At 66.6% G+C, this 15,524-nt stretch carries 14 protein-coding genes; 5 read left to right on the top strand and 9 right to left on the bottom strand.

Annotated features, from left to right (window positions below; all coding sequences use genetic code 11):
• Positions 1-20: 20 nt before the first annotated feature.
• Entirely contained in the window at positions 21-458 is a 438-nt protein-coding gene (locus LRC39_RS20955; protein WP_346295528.1) for a tautomerase family protein, read from the bottom strand.
• 66 nt (positions 459-524) lie between these two features.
• Here LRC39_RS20955 and LRC39_RS20960 point away from each other — a divergent pair, with 66 nt between their 5' ends.
• The 4 genes from LRC39_RS20960 to LRC39_RS20975 all read left to right on the top strand — a co-directional run bounded on the left by LRC39_RS20960 (position 525) and on the right by LRC39_RS20975 (position 5,078).
• Positions 525-1,394 carry a LysR family transcriptional regulator gene (locus LRC39_RS20960; protein ID WP_346295529.1) on the top strand — a complete coding sequence of 290 codons (870 nt, stop codon included), beginning with the start codon at positions 525-527 and terminating at the stop codon, positions 1,392-1,394.
• 118 nt (positions 1,395-1,512) lie between these two features.
• Entirely contained in the window at positions 1,513-2,523 is a 1,011-nt protein-coding gene (locus LRC39_RS20965) for a Fe(3+) ABC transporter substrate-binding protein (RefSeq protein ID WP_164634138.1), read from the top strand.
• Between the two features lie 163 nt (positions 2,524-2,686).
• Positions 2,687-4,324, top strand: a complete 1,638-nt coding sequence (locus LRC39_RS20970) for an ABC transporter permease (protein ID WP_346295530.1) — start codon at positions 2,687-2,689, stop codon at positions 4,322-4,324.
• Between the two features lie 115 nt (positions 4,325-4,439).
• Positions 4,440-5,078 (top strand): hypothetical protein, encoded by a 639-nt coding sequence (locus LRC39_RS20975; RefSeq protein WP_346295531.1) that lies wholly within the window; start codon positions 4,440-4,442, stop codon positions 5,076-5,078.
• Positions 5,079-5,109: 31 nt separating this feature from the next.
• Here the strand turns inward: LRC39_RS20975 and LRC39_RS20980 are convergent, their stop codons facing one another.
• From LRC39_RS20980 to LRC39_RS20995, 4 genes are all read right to left on the bottom strand, one after another.
• A complete protein-coding gene (locus LRC39_RS20980; RefSeq protein ID WP_346295532.1) occupies positions 5,110-5,652 on the bottom strand; it encodes a phosphate-starvation-inducible PsiE family protein in 543 nt (180 codons plus the stop codon).
• Positions 5,649-7,505: an ATP-dependent zinc metalloprotease FtsH gene (gene ftsH, locus LRC39_RS20985; protein WP_346295533.1), complete on the bottom strand. Its 1,857-nt coding sequence runs from the start codon at positions 7,503-7,505 to the stop codon at positions 5,649-5,651. The genes LRC39_RS20980 and ftsH overlap by 4 nt, the downstream gene beginning before the upstream one ends.
• 349 nt (positions 7,506-7,854) lie before the next feature.
• Positions 7,855-8,505: a 3-oxoacid CoA-transferase subunit B gene (locus LRC39_RS20990; RefSeq protein WP_011159690.1), complete on the bottom strand. Its 651-nt coding sequence runs from the start codon at positions 8,503-8,505 to the stop codon at positions 7,855-7,857.
• Between the two features lie 11 nt (positions 8,506-8,516).
• On the bottom strand, positions 8,517-9,233 hold the full coding sequence (locus LRC39_RS20995) for a CoA transferase subunit A (RefSeq protein ID WP_011159691.1): 717 nt from the start codon (positions 9,231-9,233) through the stop codon (positions 8,517-8,519).
• 206 nt (positions 9,234-9,439) lie between these two features.
• Between LRC39_RS20995 and LRC39_RS21000 the strand changes: the two genes are divergently transcribed.
• Positions 9,440-11,386 (top strand): AsmA family protein, encoded by a 1,947-nt coding sequence (locus LRC39_RS21000; protein WP_346295534.1) that lies wholly within the window; start codon positions 9,440-9,442, stop codon positions 11,384-11,386.
• 150 nt (positions 11,387-11,536) lie between these two features.
• Here the strand turns inward: LRC39_RS21000 and LRC39_RS21005 are convergent, their stop codons facing one another.
• The 4 genes from LRC39_RS21005 to LRC39_RS21020 form a co-directional block, all read right to left on the bottom strand.
• On the bottom strand, positions 11,537-12,337 hold the full coding sequence (locus tag LRC39_RS21005) for an ABC transporter permease (protein WP_107345773.1): 801 nt from the start codon (positions 12,335-12,337) through the stop codon (positions 11,537-11,539).
• A 205-nt stretch (positions 12,338-12,542) separates the two neighbouring features.
• Positions 12,543-13,457: an ABC transporter permease gene (locus LRC39_RS21010; RefSeq protein WP_346295535.1), complete on the bottom strand. Its 915-nt coding sequence runs from the start codon at positions 13,455-13,457 to the stop codon at positions 12,543-12,545.
• Positions 13,454-14,599 (bottom strand): ABC transporter ATP-binding protein, encoded by a 1,146-nt coding sequence (locus LRC39_RS21015; RefSeq protein WP_107345775.1) that lies wholly within the window; start codon positions 14,597-14,599, stop codon positions 13,454-13,456. The genes LRC39_RS21010 and LRC39_RS21015 overlap by 4 nt, the downstream gene beginning before the upstream one ends.
• Positions 14,600-14,699: 100 nt before the next feature.
• Positions 14,700-15,479 (bottom strand): TrmB family transcriptional regulator, encoded by a 780-nt coding sequence (locus LRC39_RS21020; RefSeq protein ID WP_264053284.1) that lies wholly within the window; start codon positions 15,477-15,479, stop codon positions 14,700-14,702.
• Positions 15,480-15,524: the final 45 nt, after the last annotated feature.

A 15,524-nucleotide genomic window follows, 5' to 3' on the forward strand; every position in this document is an offset into this window, starting at 1 on the left:
CGTTGCCGCGCCGGACGTTGTCAGCCCGGCGCGCGATACGCATACGCCTCCTGCGTGACCCCGCCATAGCCATAGGCCGCCGCCCGGCAGTCGATGATGTGGATGTTCGAATGCGGATGCAGGTTACCAATCAGCTCTGACAGCAGCGCAAACGCCTCGCGGTGATACGCTGCCTTTTCAGCCTTGGTATTGGTCTCGTCGGTGATCGTGACCTCGAGCTTGAACGCGTTCTTGCGCCAGTCGCTGAGCGCACGGCCGGCGATGAACCACTGATCGGCCGGATGATGGCGGATGAACACCGCCGTGCGATCGAGTTCCTTGCGCAGCACCCGGCAGGTGAGTTCGGCGACCGCGGCAGCGAGCCGTCCGGTCTGCGCCGGGTCGAGGGAGAGGGAAACCGTCAGGGTGATGCCGGGCATGTCCGCTGCTTTCTGGTGGTGGATGTCGATGCCGATCATGCCGCGGCTCTTTCCTCCTGAAAAACGGGAAGATACGATATCATCCATCTGATTTTCGGGTGGATGATGAGCCGGCTGTTCGACCTCGATCTCCTCAACGCGCTGGTGGTGGTGGCCGAGACCGGCAGCCTGTCGGCGGCAGCGCCCCGCCTGTGCCGGTCGCAATCGGCGGTCAGCGAGCAGATCCGCAAGCTGGAGGAGATGTGCGGGCAACCGCTGTTCCGGCGCGGCAAGAGCGGCGCCAGCCTCACCCCCGCCGGCGAACGCCTGATCGGACATGCCCGCCAACTGCTGGCGCTGAGCGACGCCGCCTATCGGGACATGCACGCCGCCCAGCTCACGGGTGAACTGCGGCTGGCGATCACCGATTACTTTCGGCCTGGTGCGCTGCCCGGCATCCTGCGCCGCGTGCGCGACCAGTTTCCGCATCTGCGGCTGCACGTCTCGATCCGCAAGAGCGCGCTGATCGAAGAGACCGCCGATTCCGATGAGTTCGACATCGGCCTGTCGATGGCGATTCTCGACCGTCCATCGCGGCGGACCGCGGCGAAGCGGATCAAGCTGCGGCGCGAGCCGCTGTTGTGGGTCGCCGACCGCTCGTTCGTGATGCCGGACGACGGCGTCCTGCCACTCGTCGTGCTGCCCGACACCTGCTCGCTCCAGCGCTTCATCGCGCGCACACTGACGGCGCACCGGCTGCCGCACACGGTGATGCACTCGGCCTCCGGCGTCGGCGGGCTGCACCTGGCGCTGGCCGCCGGCCTCGGGCTGACCTGCCTGAACGCGTCGGCCGTGCCGGCGGACGCCGTGGTGTTGGCCGCGGGCAACCGGCTGCCGCCGCTGCCCGAAGTCGAATTCAGCCTGGTTCCGCCGCGCCACGACGAGCCAGCGCTGGTCGGCAAGGTGCGCGACATGCTGGCCGAGCAGCTGCGCTGACCCGAGCCGCCCGCCGCCCGCGGCTGGAATAGTTCTAATCGCGACATTGCGCCGCTGCACTGCCCTGATGGCCTGAGCTACTGACAAGCGTTCTCGATTTTCGTCAGGAGCCCGCCGTATGAGCCGTTTCCGTGCCGCTGCCCTCGCACTCGCCGCCGTTTTCGTGCCGTTCGCCGCCGGGGCCGCCGAGCAGGTCAACGTCTACACCTACCGCGAGACCAAGCTGGTGCAGCCGCTGTTCGATGCTTTCACCAAGGACACCGGGATCGCCGTCAACGTGATTTCGGCGAGCTCGGGCCTGGAGCAGCGGATCAAGGCCGAGGGCGCCGACAGCCCGGCCGACGTGCTGCTGACGGTCGACATCGGCCGGATCGACGATGCGGTGGCGGCGGGTATCAGCCAGCCGATCAATTCGACCGTGATCGACGAAATCGTGCCGGCGCAGTTCCGCGATCCGAACGGCCAATGGGCCGGCATCTCGATGCGGGCGCGGGTGATCTACGCCTCGAAGGATCGCGTCAAACAGGAAGCGATCACCTATGAGGAGCTGGCCGACCCGAAGTGGAAGGGCAAGATCTGCATCCGCTCCGGCCAGCACATCTACAACAATGCGCTGTTCGCCGCTTACGTCGCTAAGCACGGCGAAGCCAAGGCCGAGGAATGGCTGCGCGGCCTGAAGGCCAATCTGGCGCAGAAGCCGTCCGGCGGCGACCGCGAGACCGCGCGCGACGTCGCGGCCGGCAAATGCGATCTCGGCATCGGCAACACTTACTACTGGGCGCTGATGCTGAACGATCCCGACAAGAAGGCCTGGGCGGACGCGACCCGCGTGGTGCTGCCGACGTTCGAAGGCGGCGGCACCCACGTCAATCTGTCGGGCGTGGTGCTAGCCAAGCACGCGCCCAACAAGGCCAACGCGGTGAAGCTGATCGAATGGCTCGCCGGCGAGAAGGCGCAGCAGATTTACGCCGACGCCAACTACGAATATCCGATCCGCGCCGGCGTGCCGCTCAACCCGATCATCGCCGGTTACGGCAAGCTGAAGCCGGATCCGCTGCCGATCGCCAAGATCGCCGCCAACCGCAAGGCCGCCTCGACGCTGGTCGACAAGGTCGGATTCGACAACTGACAAACGGGACTGACTTTCCGTCATGGCCGGGCTTGACCCGGCCATCCACGGCCACGTGCGAAGCTGAGCCTGAAGGCGTGGATGCCCGGGACGAGCCCGGGCATGACGACCTTCAGGACGGCGACGTCTTGCCGTCTGGTTGCAAGACAGAGCGACGTCTGCAATGAGGCCGTCACCGCCCTCCGACCAGACAGTCCTCGTCCTCGCCCTCCTCACCGCCCTGCTCGTCGCTGCGCCGGTGATCAGCCTGATGCTGATCGCGCTGCAGCCGGCGCCGGAGGTGTGGTCGCATCTGATCGCCTATGTGCTGCCGCGCGCGGTGAGTGACACCGCCCTGCTGATCGCCGGCGTCGGCACGCTGACGCTGCTGATCGGTACCGCTACGGCCTGGCTGGTGTCATCGCACGACTTTCCCGGCCGCTCCGCGCTGATCTGGCTGCTACCTCTGCCGCTGTCGGTCCCGACCTATCTGTCGGCCTACGTCTATGTCGATCTGTTCGAGCCGCTCGGGCTGGTGCATCGCGCCCTCAGCCTGATGATGCCGGCCACGCAGGCGGTGCAATGGCTGCCGCCGATGCGCTCGCTGCCCGGGGCGATGCTGCTGCTCGCCGCGGTGCTGTATCCTTACGTGTATCTGTCGGCCCGTGCGGTGTTTCAGGCGCAGGGGACGGATGCGATCGAGGCCGCGCGGACGCTCGGCGCCGGCCGCTTCACCATCCTGCGCCGGGTGGTGCTGCCGATGGCCCGGCCTGCGCTCGCAGTCGGCGTCGCGCTCGCCGCGCTGGAGACGCTGAACGACATCGGCGCCTCCGAATATCTCGGCGTCCGCACCCTCACCGTCTCGGTGTTCAACACCTGGCTCAATCGCGGCAGCCTCGCCGGCGCGGCGCAGCTATCGCTGGTGCTGCTCGGCTTCGCCGCGCTGCTGATCGCGATCGAGCGCATCGGCCGGCGCAGCGCCAGCGTCGAGCTGTCGGCGGAAAGCCCGCGGCTGCGATCGCGGACGCGGCTGCGCGGCCTCAAGGGCGGCCTCGCCGTCATGGCCTGTTTGCTGCCGCCGCTGGTCGGCTTCGTGCTGCCGGCCGCCTATCTGCTCGGCGAAAGCCTGCGCCGCAGCCTGTCGATCGGGATCGACCCGGCGCTGTGGCGCGACGCCCTGCACACCGTGACGCTCGCGGCGCTCGCCACCCTGATCGCGCTCGGGCTCGGGCTCATCGTGGTGCTGGCCGCGCGCTGGCACGAGATCCGCACCACCCGCGCCGCCATGGCGGTCGCCCAGCTCGGCTACACGCTGCCCGGCCTGGTGCTGGCGCTCGGGCTGCTGACGCCGGTGCTGGTGATCGACGGCACGGTCGCCAATCTGTTCCGTGCCTTCGGTTATCCGTCGCCCGGCCTGATCCTGATGAGCACCGGCGGCGCGGTGGTGGCCGCCTATGTGATCCGCTTCCTGGCGGTGCCGACCGGGCTGTTGAAGGCCGGGTTCGACCGCATCCCGCGCGATTACGACGACTCGGCCCGCGCCGCCGGTGCCGGCCGCCTCGTCACGCTCTGGAAGATCGACCTGCCGCTGCTGCGCCCGGCGCTGGTCGGCGCGGCGATCCTGGTGTTCGTCGATTGCCTGAAGGAGCTGCCGGCGACGCTGCTGCTGCGGCCGCTGAACGTCGAGACCCTGTCGACCTCGATCTACCAATACGCCAGCCGCGGCAGCTTCGAGGATGGCGCCCTGGCGGCCCTGATCATCGTCGCCGCCAGCATTCCGCCGGTGATCTGGCTGACCCGGTTCTCCGACCTGCCGGAATGAGCCGGCCGCCACGCTGCCGCCCTCATCCCGTGGCTGATAGGTTCGGAACTCCGGCGCTGCGGCGATCCGCAGCACCGGCTGGCCCCGACCCGTCCACGACCGTATAATCCGCCCGATGACGCAGATCCGGATTTCTCCTGTCGCCGCCCGATGCGGCCTCGCCCTCGCCGCGATGCTCCTCGCCGGAGCGTCCGCCCAGGCGCAGGTGGCACCGATCCGCTATTGGGTGCCCGGCGGGCCGTTCGGCTTCGGCGGCGGCGCGACCGAGAGCTGGCAGGCGCTGAGCTGGAGCGACGTCCCCGGCTTCACTACTGAGACCGACGAGAATGGCGAGCTGCGCAGCGGCTTCGTGGCACGGAGCTACAGCGCTCCGGTGACACCGCTGGCCGGCGGCTTGGGCTGGAACAGCCCGGGCGGCGCCGGCGCATTCGGCAATTTCGGCTCGCTCGCGTCCGAAGGCTCGCAATACGGCTACCGCTTCAAGGGCGTCGGCGACATGCCGGTGACCCTGTTCGGCGGCGTCGACAGCCTTAAGTACAAGCCGGACGTTTTCACCTCGCTGACCTCGCCGGGCTTCGCCAGCAGCAACACCGCGGCAACCACCGTCAACGCCGGCATCGAGATCAAGCCGACCTCGAATGTCAGCCTGTCACTGTCGGCCGGCTACACCCAGTACAACGGCACCACCGACAGCGACATCCGCTCCAATCTGCTGCCCGGCGAGTCGCCGATGTTCTCGGGCGGCCGGCGCTGATCGTTTTCCGGCTCGGATCGAATTAGTCCGATCACTTGGTTTGCACGCTCGGCTCCCAGGACGAGTCGGCCGATTCCGTGGCGGCTTCGTCCTTCCGATCCTGATCGCGCACGAACCAATACACCGCACCGAGTGCCAACACCGCGAAAGCCAGACCGATCAGCGTCAATGGCTCGATCGTCGTGGCGTCGAGAATGATGAATTTTCGCGACAGCGCCAGCAGCGCGATCAGCACAACCGTGCGCGCCTGCACGATGCTGTTGCGCCGCTTCAGGACGCCGAGGATCGAATGGTTGAACTCCATCGCGATCAGCAGGGTCAGGATCATGCCGAACACGTTCTGAAACAGACTGTGGTCGGCAGGATCGAGCACGCCATGAGCGAGCAGCTTGACGACGTGGATCGCCAGCCCGGCGAGTGCGGCCAGGACCACCAAGCTGATCAGCGTGGTCAGCACCACGATGACGAGCTGTTCGAATTTCTCGTACAGACTGAGCGCCGGCCAGCTCCGGCGCAGCTCGCTCAGTGCGTCGAGAGCGTCGAACGACCGGTCCCGGGATCGACGGCTGCTCATGAAGCCGCCTCCTCGGCCAACCGCGCCGGCGTCGCGGTCGTGGGCGCGCCAGCGAACGCCCGCAGGTCCTGCTCGTCAAGTGTCTCCTTCTCCATCAGCCGGCGCGCCGAGCGTTCGAGCTGGTCGCGGCGCTCGCCGAGCAGCTTGACGGTGCGATCGAAGGTGGCATCGACGATGCGTTTGACCTCGTCGTCAACGGCCGCCGCGGTCTCATCGGAGTAACTGCGCTCCTGCGGTCCGTAATACGGCTGGTCGCTCGCCAGGAACGAGCGGCGATCCTTCTCCAGCGCGACGTGGCCGAGCCGTTCGCTCATGCCGTAACGTGTCACCATGGCCCGGGCGATATCGGTGACCTTCATCAGGTCGTCGGCCGCACCGGTCGACAGATGGCCGAACACGATCTTCTCCGCGGCGCGGCCGCCGAGCAGCACCGCCATCTTGTTCTCCAGCTCGTCGCGGGTCATCAGGAAGCGGTCCTCGGTCGGACGCTGGATGGTGTAGCCGAGCGCGCCGACACCGCGCGGAATGATCGACACCTTGTGCACCGGGTCGACGCCGGGCAGCGCCATCGCCACCAGCGCATGTCCCATCTCGTGATAGGCGACGATCTCGCGCTCCTTCGGATTGAGCAGGCGGTTGCGCTTCTCGAGCCCCGCGACGATGCGCTCGATCGCGTTGTTGAAGTCCTGCATCGTCACCGCATCGGCCCTGCGGCGGGTCGCCAGCAGCGTCGCCTCGTTGACGAGGTTCGCCAGATCGGCACCGGTGAAGCCGGGCGTCAGCGCCGCAATCTGCTCGGGCGACACATCGGGGGCGAGCTTCGCCTTGGTCATATGCACGCCGAGGATCTGGATACGGCCGGCCTTGTCCGGACGATCGACCAGCACCTGGCGATCGAACCGGCCGGCGCGCAGCAGCGCCGGATCGAGGATTTCGGGGCGGTTGGTGGCGGCGAGCAGCACCAGGCCGGTCGAGGAATCGAAACCGTCGAGCTCGACCAAGAGCTGATTTAGTGTCTGCTCCTTCTCGTCATGACCGCCGGCGTAAGGCCCGATGCCGCGGGCACGGCCGAGTGCATCGAGTTCGTCGATGAAGATGATCGCCGGAGCCTTGGCGCGGGCCTGCTCGAACAGATCGCGCACCCGCGCGGCACCGACGCCAACGAACATCTCGACGAACTCCGAGCCGGAGATCGAGAAGAACGGCACGCCGGCTTCGCCCGCCACCGCTTTCGCCAGCAGCGTCTTGCCGGTGCCGGGCGGACCGACCAGCAGGATACCCTTCGGCATCCGGCCGCCGAGCCGGCTATAGCCGTCCGGATCTTTGAGGAAATCGACGATCTCTTTCAGTTCGTCCTTGGCCTCATCGACGCCGGCGACATCGGCGAACGACACGCCGGTGTTGGATTCGACATAGACCTTGGCCTTCGACTTGCCGATCTGCATCAGGCCGCCGCCGACCCCGCCGCCCATCCGGCGGATGATGAACATCCAGACGCCGACGAACAGCAGGACCGGGACCACCCAGGACAACAGATCGCGGAAGAACGTGCTCTCGATCCGCCCGGTGACGACGACACCCTTGTCCTGAAGCTGGCGCGCCAGATCGGGCTCCACCCGGGTGGTAATAAACATCGGCTTGCCGTCGATCGCTTCCTTGAAACGGCCCTGGATGAAGCGATCCGACACCGCGACCTCGGCGATCTTGCCTTCGGCCAGATAGGTCTCGAACTGACTGTAAGGAAGCTGCGCGACGAGCGTCGCGGTGGTGAACAGGTATTGGAAGCCGAGCAAGACGAAGAGTGCGACCAGCCAGTACCAGATGTTGAACTGGGTCTTCTTGTTGAGCTCCACGACGGTGACTCCCCCGCTGCGCTCCTCGACGGGAGCATTGCTCCTTCGTCCGACAAAGACGCCGCAGCTCACGGTCGAGTTCCCGCAGCCAACCCGCAGCAGTGCGCGCGAGGAGCGGCAGGCCGCATCGCGAGCGGCGCTATGAGATCAGGCCTTGAGAGTGCGCGGCCGCGTGCAAAGGCTTACGGCAGTGAGCACCTGCCGGGCGACACACTCAAGCGGCGTGCCGGCCCCGCATCACAAGGCCGGCACCGCTCGATCTAGGGGAACAGTAACGGGTTTCAAGATCACCGGGCACAGCGCGGCGTGCCGCCGCAGCTTCGCGGCGGCGGTGCGCGGCGCCGCGAAATCAGGCGTTCTTCAACGCGACGCGGAATTCGGCTTCGGTCTTGGCCTTGACCTCGTCGAGGGTCACGCCATCGGCAAGCTCGATCAGCGCCATGCCGTCATTGCCGTGCTTGTCGATGGTAAACACCGCAAGATCGGTGACCACCATGTCGACGACGCGCTCGCCGGTCAGCGGCAGGTTGCAGGTCTTCAACAGCTTCGGGCCGTCCTTGGCGGAATGCTCCATCACCACGACGACGCGTTTGACGCCGGCGACGAGATCCATCGCGCCGCCCATGCCCTTCACCATCTTGCCCGGAATCATCCAGTTGGCGAGGTCGCCGTTCTGCGCGACCTGCATGGCGCCGAGAATGGAGAGATCGATATGGCCGCCGCGAACCATCGCGAAGGAATCGGCCGACGAGAAGTAACTGGTCGACGGCAGCTCGGTGACGGTCTGCTTGCCGGCATTGATCAGGTCCGGGTCTTCTTCACCCTCATAGGGGAACGGACCCATGCCGAGCATGCCGTTCTCGCTCTGCAGCACCACGTCGACGCCGTCCGGGATGTAGTTCGAGACCAGCGTCGGAATGCCGATGCCGAGGTTGACGTAGAAGCCGTCGCGCAATTCCTTGGCGGCGCGCGCCGCCATCTGTTCGCGGGTCCAAGCCATCAGGGATCTCCTCAGCTCGCCGCCGATTCGGCACGCTTGCGGGTGGTACGCTGCTCGATGTGTTTCTTCGCGTTCGGCACGTGGACGATGCGCTGCACGAAGATGCCCGGGGTGTGGATATGATCCGGATCGATCTCGCCCGCCGGCACCAGATGCTCGACCTCGGCGATGGTGATCTTCGCCGCGGTCGCCATCATCGGATTGAAGTTGCGCGCGGTCTTTCGGTACACGAGGTTGCCGGCGGTATCGCCCTTCCAGGCGTGGACGATCGCGATGTCGCCGAACAGGCCGCGTTCCATCACGTATTTCTCGCCGTCGAACTCGCGGATTTCCTTGCCTTCCGCCACCAGCGTGCCGACGCCGGTCTTGGTGAAGAACGCCGGAATGCCGGCGCCACCGGCGCGGATGCGCTCGGCCAGCGTACCCTGCGGGGCAAACTCCAATTCCAGCTCGCCGGCCAGAAACTGCTGCGCGAACAGCTTGTTCTCGCCCACATAGGACGAGATCATTTTCTTGATCTGGCGGGTTTCGAGCAGCCGGCTGAGGCCGATGCCGTCGACGCCTGCATTGTTGGAAACGAAGGTGAGATCCTTGACGCCCGCGTCGCGGATCGCGTCGGACAGGGTCTCGGGAATGCCGCAAAGGCCGAAGCCGCCGGACATGATCATCATGCCGTCCCGCAAGATGCCGTCGAGTGCCGCCTTGGCGTCGGGGTAGACCTTGTTCATGATGCAGGGACCTTTGAGCGGGCTTTGCTGCGATTAGGTCTATTAGGCAAAATCCCCGCAACCCGTCAATTGCACCAGGCCCCGTAACGCCCGGAAAGCCTTGAAAGCGCCAAGAAAACCGAGCAAGTTGCGCCCCGGGTCCGGCCCTGTTGGGAGCCGCCTCTCACACACTTCATTCACGCTCACGTTCCGGAAACTGGTTGGCGATGGCCCAAGGAATTAAGCGCCTCGGGATCTCGGTCGCGGTGCTGATCGCCGTCGCCGTGACGGGGGCGTTCGCGCTGTCGCTGACGATCGACCGCGGCGCCCTGCGCCAGGCGGTGGAGCAGCAGCTTCGCGCCGCCACCGGCCTGAAGCTGGTGGTCGACGGCGATATCGACGTCACTATCTTCCCGCGCAGCACCGTGACGTTCAGCAACGTACGCTTGAAGAGCGACGAGGATGGCGGCACCGACGCGGCGCTCAACGTCAAGACGCTGATCACCAATTTGCGGCTGCTGCCGCTGCTGCTGCGCAGGTTCGAGATCGCCGACGTGATGCTCAACCAGCCGTCGATCCACGTGGTGCGCGACGCCGACGGCCGCAGCAACTGGACGCCGTTCATCGACAGCCTGACCCGGACGATGAAGCCCGGTCTCGACGATCAAGTGTCGTTCTCCGAGATCCGGCTGCAGGACGGCGAACTCAGCTATCGCGACGAAACCGCCGGCGTTCACGAACACATCGACGATATCGACCTGTCGCTGGCATGGCCGTCGATCTCGCGCACCTTCGCGGCGACCGGCCAGTTCGACTTCCGCGGCGAACGCCTCGACGGCTCGATCACCGTCGCCGACTTCATCGCGGCGCTACGCGGCGACACCTCGGGCATCAAGCTGCGGCTCGCCGGCGCGCCGATGAAGATCGCGTTCGACGGCACCATCACCAACAAAACCAGCCTGTCGCTGATCGGCACGGTGAGCGCCGACAGCGCCTCACTGCGCAACGCGCTGCGCTGGGCCGGACAGGAGCCTCCGGGCACCGGCGGCTTCGGTCGCTTCGCACTGAAGGCCCGCGCCAATCTGATCGGCTCCTCGATCGCGCTCACCAACGTCAACGTCGAACTCGACAAGAACGTCGCCGAAGGCGTGATGACTTACAGCATCGCCGGCGGCCATCAGGGACTGCAGGCGACGCTCGCCGCCGGCAGTATCGACGTCACGCCGTATCTGTCGACGATCCGCCTGCTCGCCAGCGGTGCCCGCGACTGGAACCGGCAGTTGTTCGATCTGTCGTCGGCCGATCCGGTCGATCTCGACATGCGGCTGTCGGCCGCGAAAGTTTCGATCGGCGGCACCACGCTTGGCCGCACTGCGATCAGCGCCAATCTGCGTAGCGGTGCGCTGGCGCTCAGCGTCGGCGAGGCTCAGGTGTATGGCGGCATCGCGCAAGGCACGTTCGGCATTTCGCGCTCCGACAAGGCCGCGAGCATCAAGGCGCAGTTCCAGTTCAACGACGTCGAGCTGCAGACCTGCGCGGCCGACCTGCTCGGCGTGCGCAACCTGTCGGGACGCGGCAACCTCAGCGTGTCGCTGGAAGCCGAGGGCGCGAGCCCGTTCGGATTGGCGCAATCGCTCGACGGCTCCGCGCTGCTCACCGGCCACGACGGCGCGATCAGCGGCTTCAACGTCGAACAACTGCTGAAGCGGCTGGAGCGGCGGCCGCTGTCCGGCGGCGGCAACTTCCGCAGCGGCAACACCCCGTTCGACAAGCTCACCGTTTCGGTGCGGTTTGCGGACGGCATCGCCACCGCCGACGAGGTGCGGATCGACGGCCCCACCGCGCGGATTTCGCTGAGCGGCACCGCCTCGGTGCCGGCGCGCGAGTACGACCTGAAGGGCGTCGCCAGCCTTGCCGGCGGCTCAGCCGCCAAGCCCGGCTTCGACCTGCCGTTCATCGTGCAGGGCCCGTGGGACGATCCGCTGATCTTCCCGGACCCGGAAAGCCTGATCCGCCGCTCGCCTGCCTCCGCGCCGCTGCTCGACGCCGTCAAAGATCGCAAGACCCGCGACACCGTCCGCTCGGTGCTCGAACGCATCACCGGCAAGAAACAGGACGCGGAGCCCCCGGCCGACGCACCTGCCGCCGCGCAGCCCGAGCCGAAGGCGAACTGATCAGCTCAGCGTCATCTGCGTAGCCGCTGGCTACGCACCGGCATGCCCCTCTCCGTGATTGCGAGCGCAGCGAAGCAATCCAGCTCGCCTATCAAGCTGCTGGATTGCTTCGTCGCTTCGCTCCTCGCAATGACGAGGACTTGTGACACCTCACATCGGCGCCGCGTTATCAGCCTGTGTCTTCGACAGCTTCGACGCCAGTGAGGCAATGACGATCAGCACCGTCACGGCCGCGATGATCAGGGTGCAGATGGCGTTGATCTCCGGCTTCACCCCGAGCCGCACTTCCGAATAGATCCGGATCGGCAGCGTGGTTGACCCAGGGCCGGTGGTGAAGCTGGCGATCACCAGATCGTCGAGCGACAGCGCGAACGCCAGCATCCAGCCCGCGGCGATCGCCGGCCAGATCAACGGCACGGTGGCGCGCAGGAACGCTTCCACCGGGGCGCAGCCGAGATCCATCGCCGCCTCCTCGATGCTGCGGTCGAGCGCATGCAGCCGCGACTGCACCACCACCGCGACGAAGCACATCGTCAGCGTGGTATGGGCAATCACCACCGTCCAGAATCCACGCTCGGCGTTGATCGCGACGAACAACAGCAGCAGCGACAGGCCGGTGATCACTTCCGGCATCACCAGCGGCGCATACAGCATCCCGGAGAACAGCGTGCGGCCCTTGAAATGGCCAGCGCGCGACAGCGCCACCGCCGCCAGAGTGCCGAGCACCGCCGCTGCGGTGGCCGAGGTCAGCGCGACGCGCAGGCTCATCCAGGCGGCATCGAGCATCGGCTGATCCTGGAAGAACTCGCGATACCAGCGCAGCGACCAGCCACCCCACACCGTGACCAGGCGGGAGTCGTTGAACGAATACACCACCAGGATCACGATCGGCAGATACAGAAACGCCAGCCCCAGCGTCAGCGAGACGAGGTTGAAACGGGACAGCTTCATGTTTTTGTACCCTCCCCTGGAGGGGGAGGGTCGGCGAGTAGCGCGCGAAGCGCGGTCCTCGCCGGGGTGGGGTGAGCCGCGGGCACAGCGGATGAACTCTTCGCCACCCCACCCCGCTCGCTGCGCGAGCGACCCTCCCCCTCCAGGGGAGGGTATTCTTCGCAGCAACCTGAGACTACGCTCGCGACAAAGGCTATCCCGCCCATCACCGCCCTCCCTCCAGCTGCCTTCGCTGTGCCCGCTCGTAGATCAGGAGCGGCAGCAGCAACACGCCGAGCAGCAGCACCGCGAGCGCCGAGGCGACCGGCCAGTCGCGGTTGGTGAAGAACTCCAGCCACAGCGTCTGGCCGATCATCGGCGAGGTCGATCCGCCGAGCAGATCGGGGATCACGAATTCGCCGACGATCGGGATGAAGCACAGCAGCACGCCGGCGCCGATGCCGGGCAGCGACAGCGGGAACGTCACCAGCCAGAACGCCTGCCGCGGCGAGGCGCCGAGATCGGCCGCGGCTTCCGACAGGGAATGCGGCAGCTTCGCCAGCGTCGCGTACAGCGGCAGCACCATGAACGGCAGATACGAATACACGATGCCGACATACATCGCGGTGTCGGTCGACAGCCACACTACCGGCTTCGAGACGATGTGCAGCGCGAGCAGCAGCTGATTGAGCAGGCCGTCGTGCTGCAGGATGTTGATCCAGGCGTAGATCCGGATCAGGAACGAGGTCCAGAACGGCACGATCACCAGCATCATCGCCAGCGGCTGCCAGCGCCGCGGCAGCCGCGCCATCGCATAGGCGATCGGATACCCGATTCCGAGCAGGATCGCCGTCGACACCGCCGCGACGGTCAGGCTGCGCAAATAGGAAACGAAATAGAGGTGGTCGCCGAGGATCAGCTTGAAGTTGTCGACCGACAGCGCGTCGAACGCCGCGCGCAGCGCGGTCCAGCCGGCGGCGAGATCGAACACCGGCGTATAAGGCGGCTGCGCGATCGCGGTGTGCGACAGGCTGATCTTCACCACGAAGCCGAACGGCACCAGGAAGAACAGCAGCATCCAGACATAAGGCGCGACGGCAGCGAGCCGCGCCGGCTTGGTGAAAATCCGGCGGCCGCTCATCGGGTCAGCACCACGCAATCGTCGGGCGAGAACCACGCCACCACATGCTGGCCGGCATGATACGCGTCGACGTCGAGCCGCGTCGTATTGGCCATCGCGGCCAGCAAGGTAGCGCCGTGATCGAGCCGAACCTTGTAGCTGGTCATGCCGCCGGCATAGCCGATGTCGGTGATGGTGCCGTCGAGCCGGTTGATCGCATCGGCATGGCCGGCGTCGGCGGCAGGGCCGCGCAGCGACAGCTTGATCTTCTCCGGCCGGATCGCGACGCAGATCGCCTCGGCCTCCAGCGCGGCACGCGGCTCGGCCACCACCACCTCGCCGGCCCCGCCGGTCGCAACGGTGATGCGGCCGTTGTCGCGGCCGGCGACGCTGCCCTCCAGCATGTTGACATCGCCGACGAACTCCGCGACCCAGCGCGACGCCGGCGCTTCGTAGAGCTGCCGCGGCGCCGCGACCTGGTCGAGCTTGCCGGCGCGCATCACGCCGATCCGATCAGCCACCGTCATCGCCTCCTGCTGATCGTGGGTGACGATCACGAAGGTCATGCCGAGCCGCTTCTGCAGCGCCATCAGTTCGAGCTGCGTGCTTTCGCGCAGCTTCTTGTCCAGCGCAGCCATCGGTTCGTCGAGCAACAGCAGCTTCGGCCGCAGCGCAAGCGCCCGCGCCAGCGCGACGCGCTGCTGCTGGCCGCCGGAGAGCTGATCCGGCTTGCGCTTGCCGAGGCCTTCGAGCCTGACCAGCGCCAGCATCTCGGCGACCCGCGCCTTGATCTCCTTGCGCGGCAGCCGCGCCCGCTTCAGCCCGAACGCGATGTTGGCCGCGACGGTGAGGTGCGGAAACAGCGCGTAGTTCTGGAACATCATGTTGACCGGGCGCTCGTGCGGCAGCACCGCAGCAATATCCACGCCGTTCAGCAGGATGCGCCCGGCATCCGGCGTCTCGAAGCCCGCCAGCATCCGCAGCAGCGTCGTCTTGCCGCAACCGCTGGGCCCCAGCAGCGCGAAGAACTCGCCGGCCTTGATGTCCAGCGACAGCCGGTCGACGGCGACGAAGCCGCCGAACCGTTTCTCCACGGCTTCGATACGCAACAGCGGCTCACCGGCAACCTCGGCCGGCGCGGAATATCCAGCGTGCTCCGTCATTTCCTCAGCGTCTCTACAGCTCCAGGCCCGTTCGATCAGAACCGCAAGCTGTAGCGGCCTATCGCACGCTACTCAACCATTGCGAACGCCGGTACTTCGCTCATCCCTCGCCGTCGGGCGTCAGGATCGCCGGCTCGGTATCCGGCGTACTGAGACTCCACATCGCGTCGAACATCGAAGCCTGGAACGCGGCGAATTCGGCACTGTCGATGATCAGCCCGTAGCTCTCCCGCGCGGACGAAATCAGGCAGACTTTGTTGCCGTAGATGAAACAGGTCATCGATAGCGTGTGCTCGTGCGGCGCGTAGCGCAGCTCGCGGCACAATTCCTGGCTGGACGGCCAGATCGGCGCAATGTCGCGCTCGACGGAACGGATCACCCGCAGCCAAATGCCGCGGCGGGCGCGCTCCTGCAGATAGCGCTCCATCTCCTCCAGCCCCGGCTCGGCCATCAGTTCGCGCATCGACAGCGTGGCGCGCAGCACCTTGTCACCGCCGGACAGCGTGTCCCACAGCGTGGTGCGGATACCTTCGGGACCGGGATGGAAGCGCACGTTCGGCTGGCCGCTCTCGTGGTGATACATCGAGCGCAGCACCGGCATCACGTCTTCCAGCATCTGCCGGCGCGCTTCCAGCCGCTCCAGCAGGATGCCGGGCTCCTGCGCGACGACGAAGCGCCGCTTGCCGTGGTCGACGAACCGGACCAGCCCCTCGGCCTCCAGCTTGGCGAGCGCATCATGCGCGGTGGTGCGCGGCAGGCCGGCCTTGGCCGCCACCGCCGTCACCGACGCGCCACCGAGCCCGACGGCGGTCAGATACAGCTTGTAGAGCGACCCGGTGATGCCGATCCGGGCCAATTTTCCTTCGATATCCAACGTCATCCCCCACCGCCGAAGCGCGCCGACCATGTCCGATCTTGGCTCTAA

Source organism: Rhodopseudomonas sp. P1, from assembly GCF_039642825.1.
GTDB classification, from domain to species: Bacteria; Pseudomonadota; Alphaproteobacteria; order Rhizobiales; family Xanthobacteraceae; genus Rhodopseudomonas; species Rhodopseudomonas palustris_H.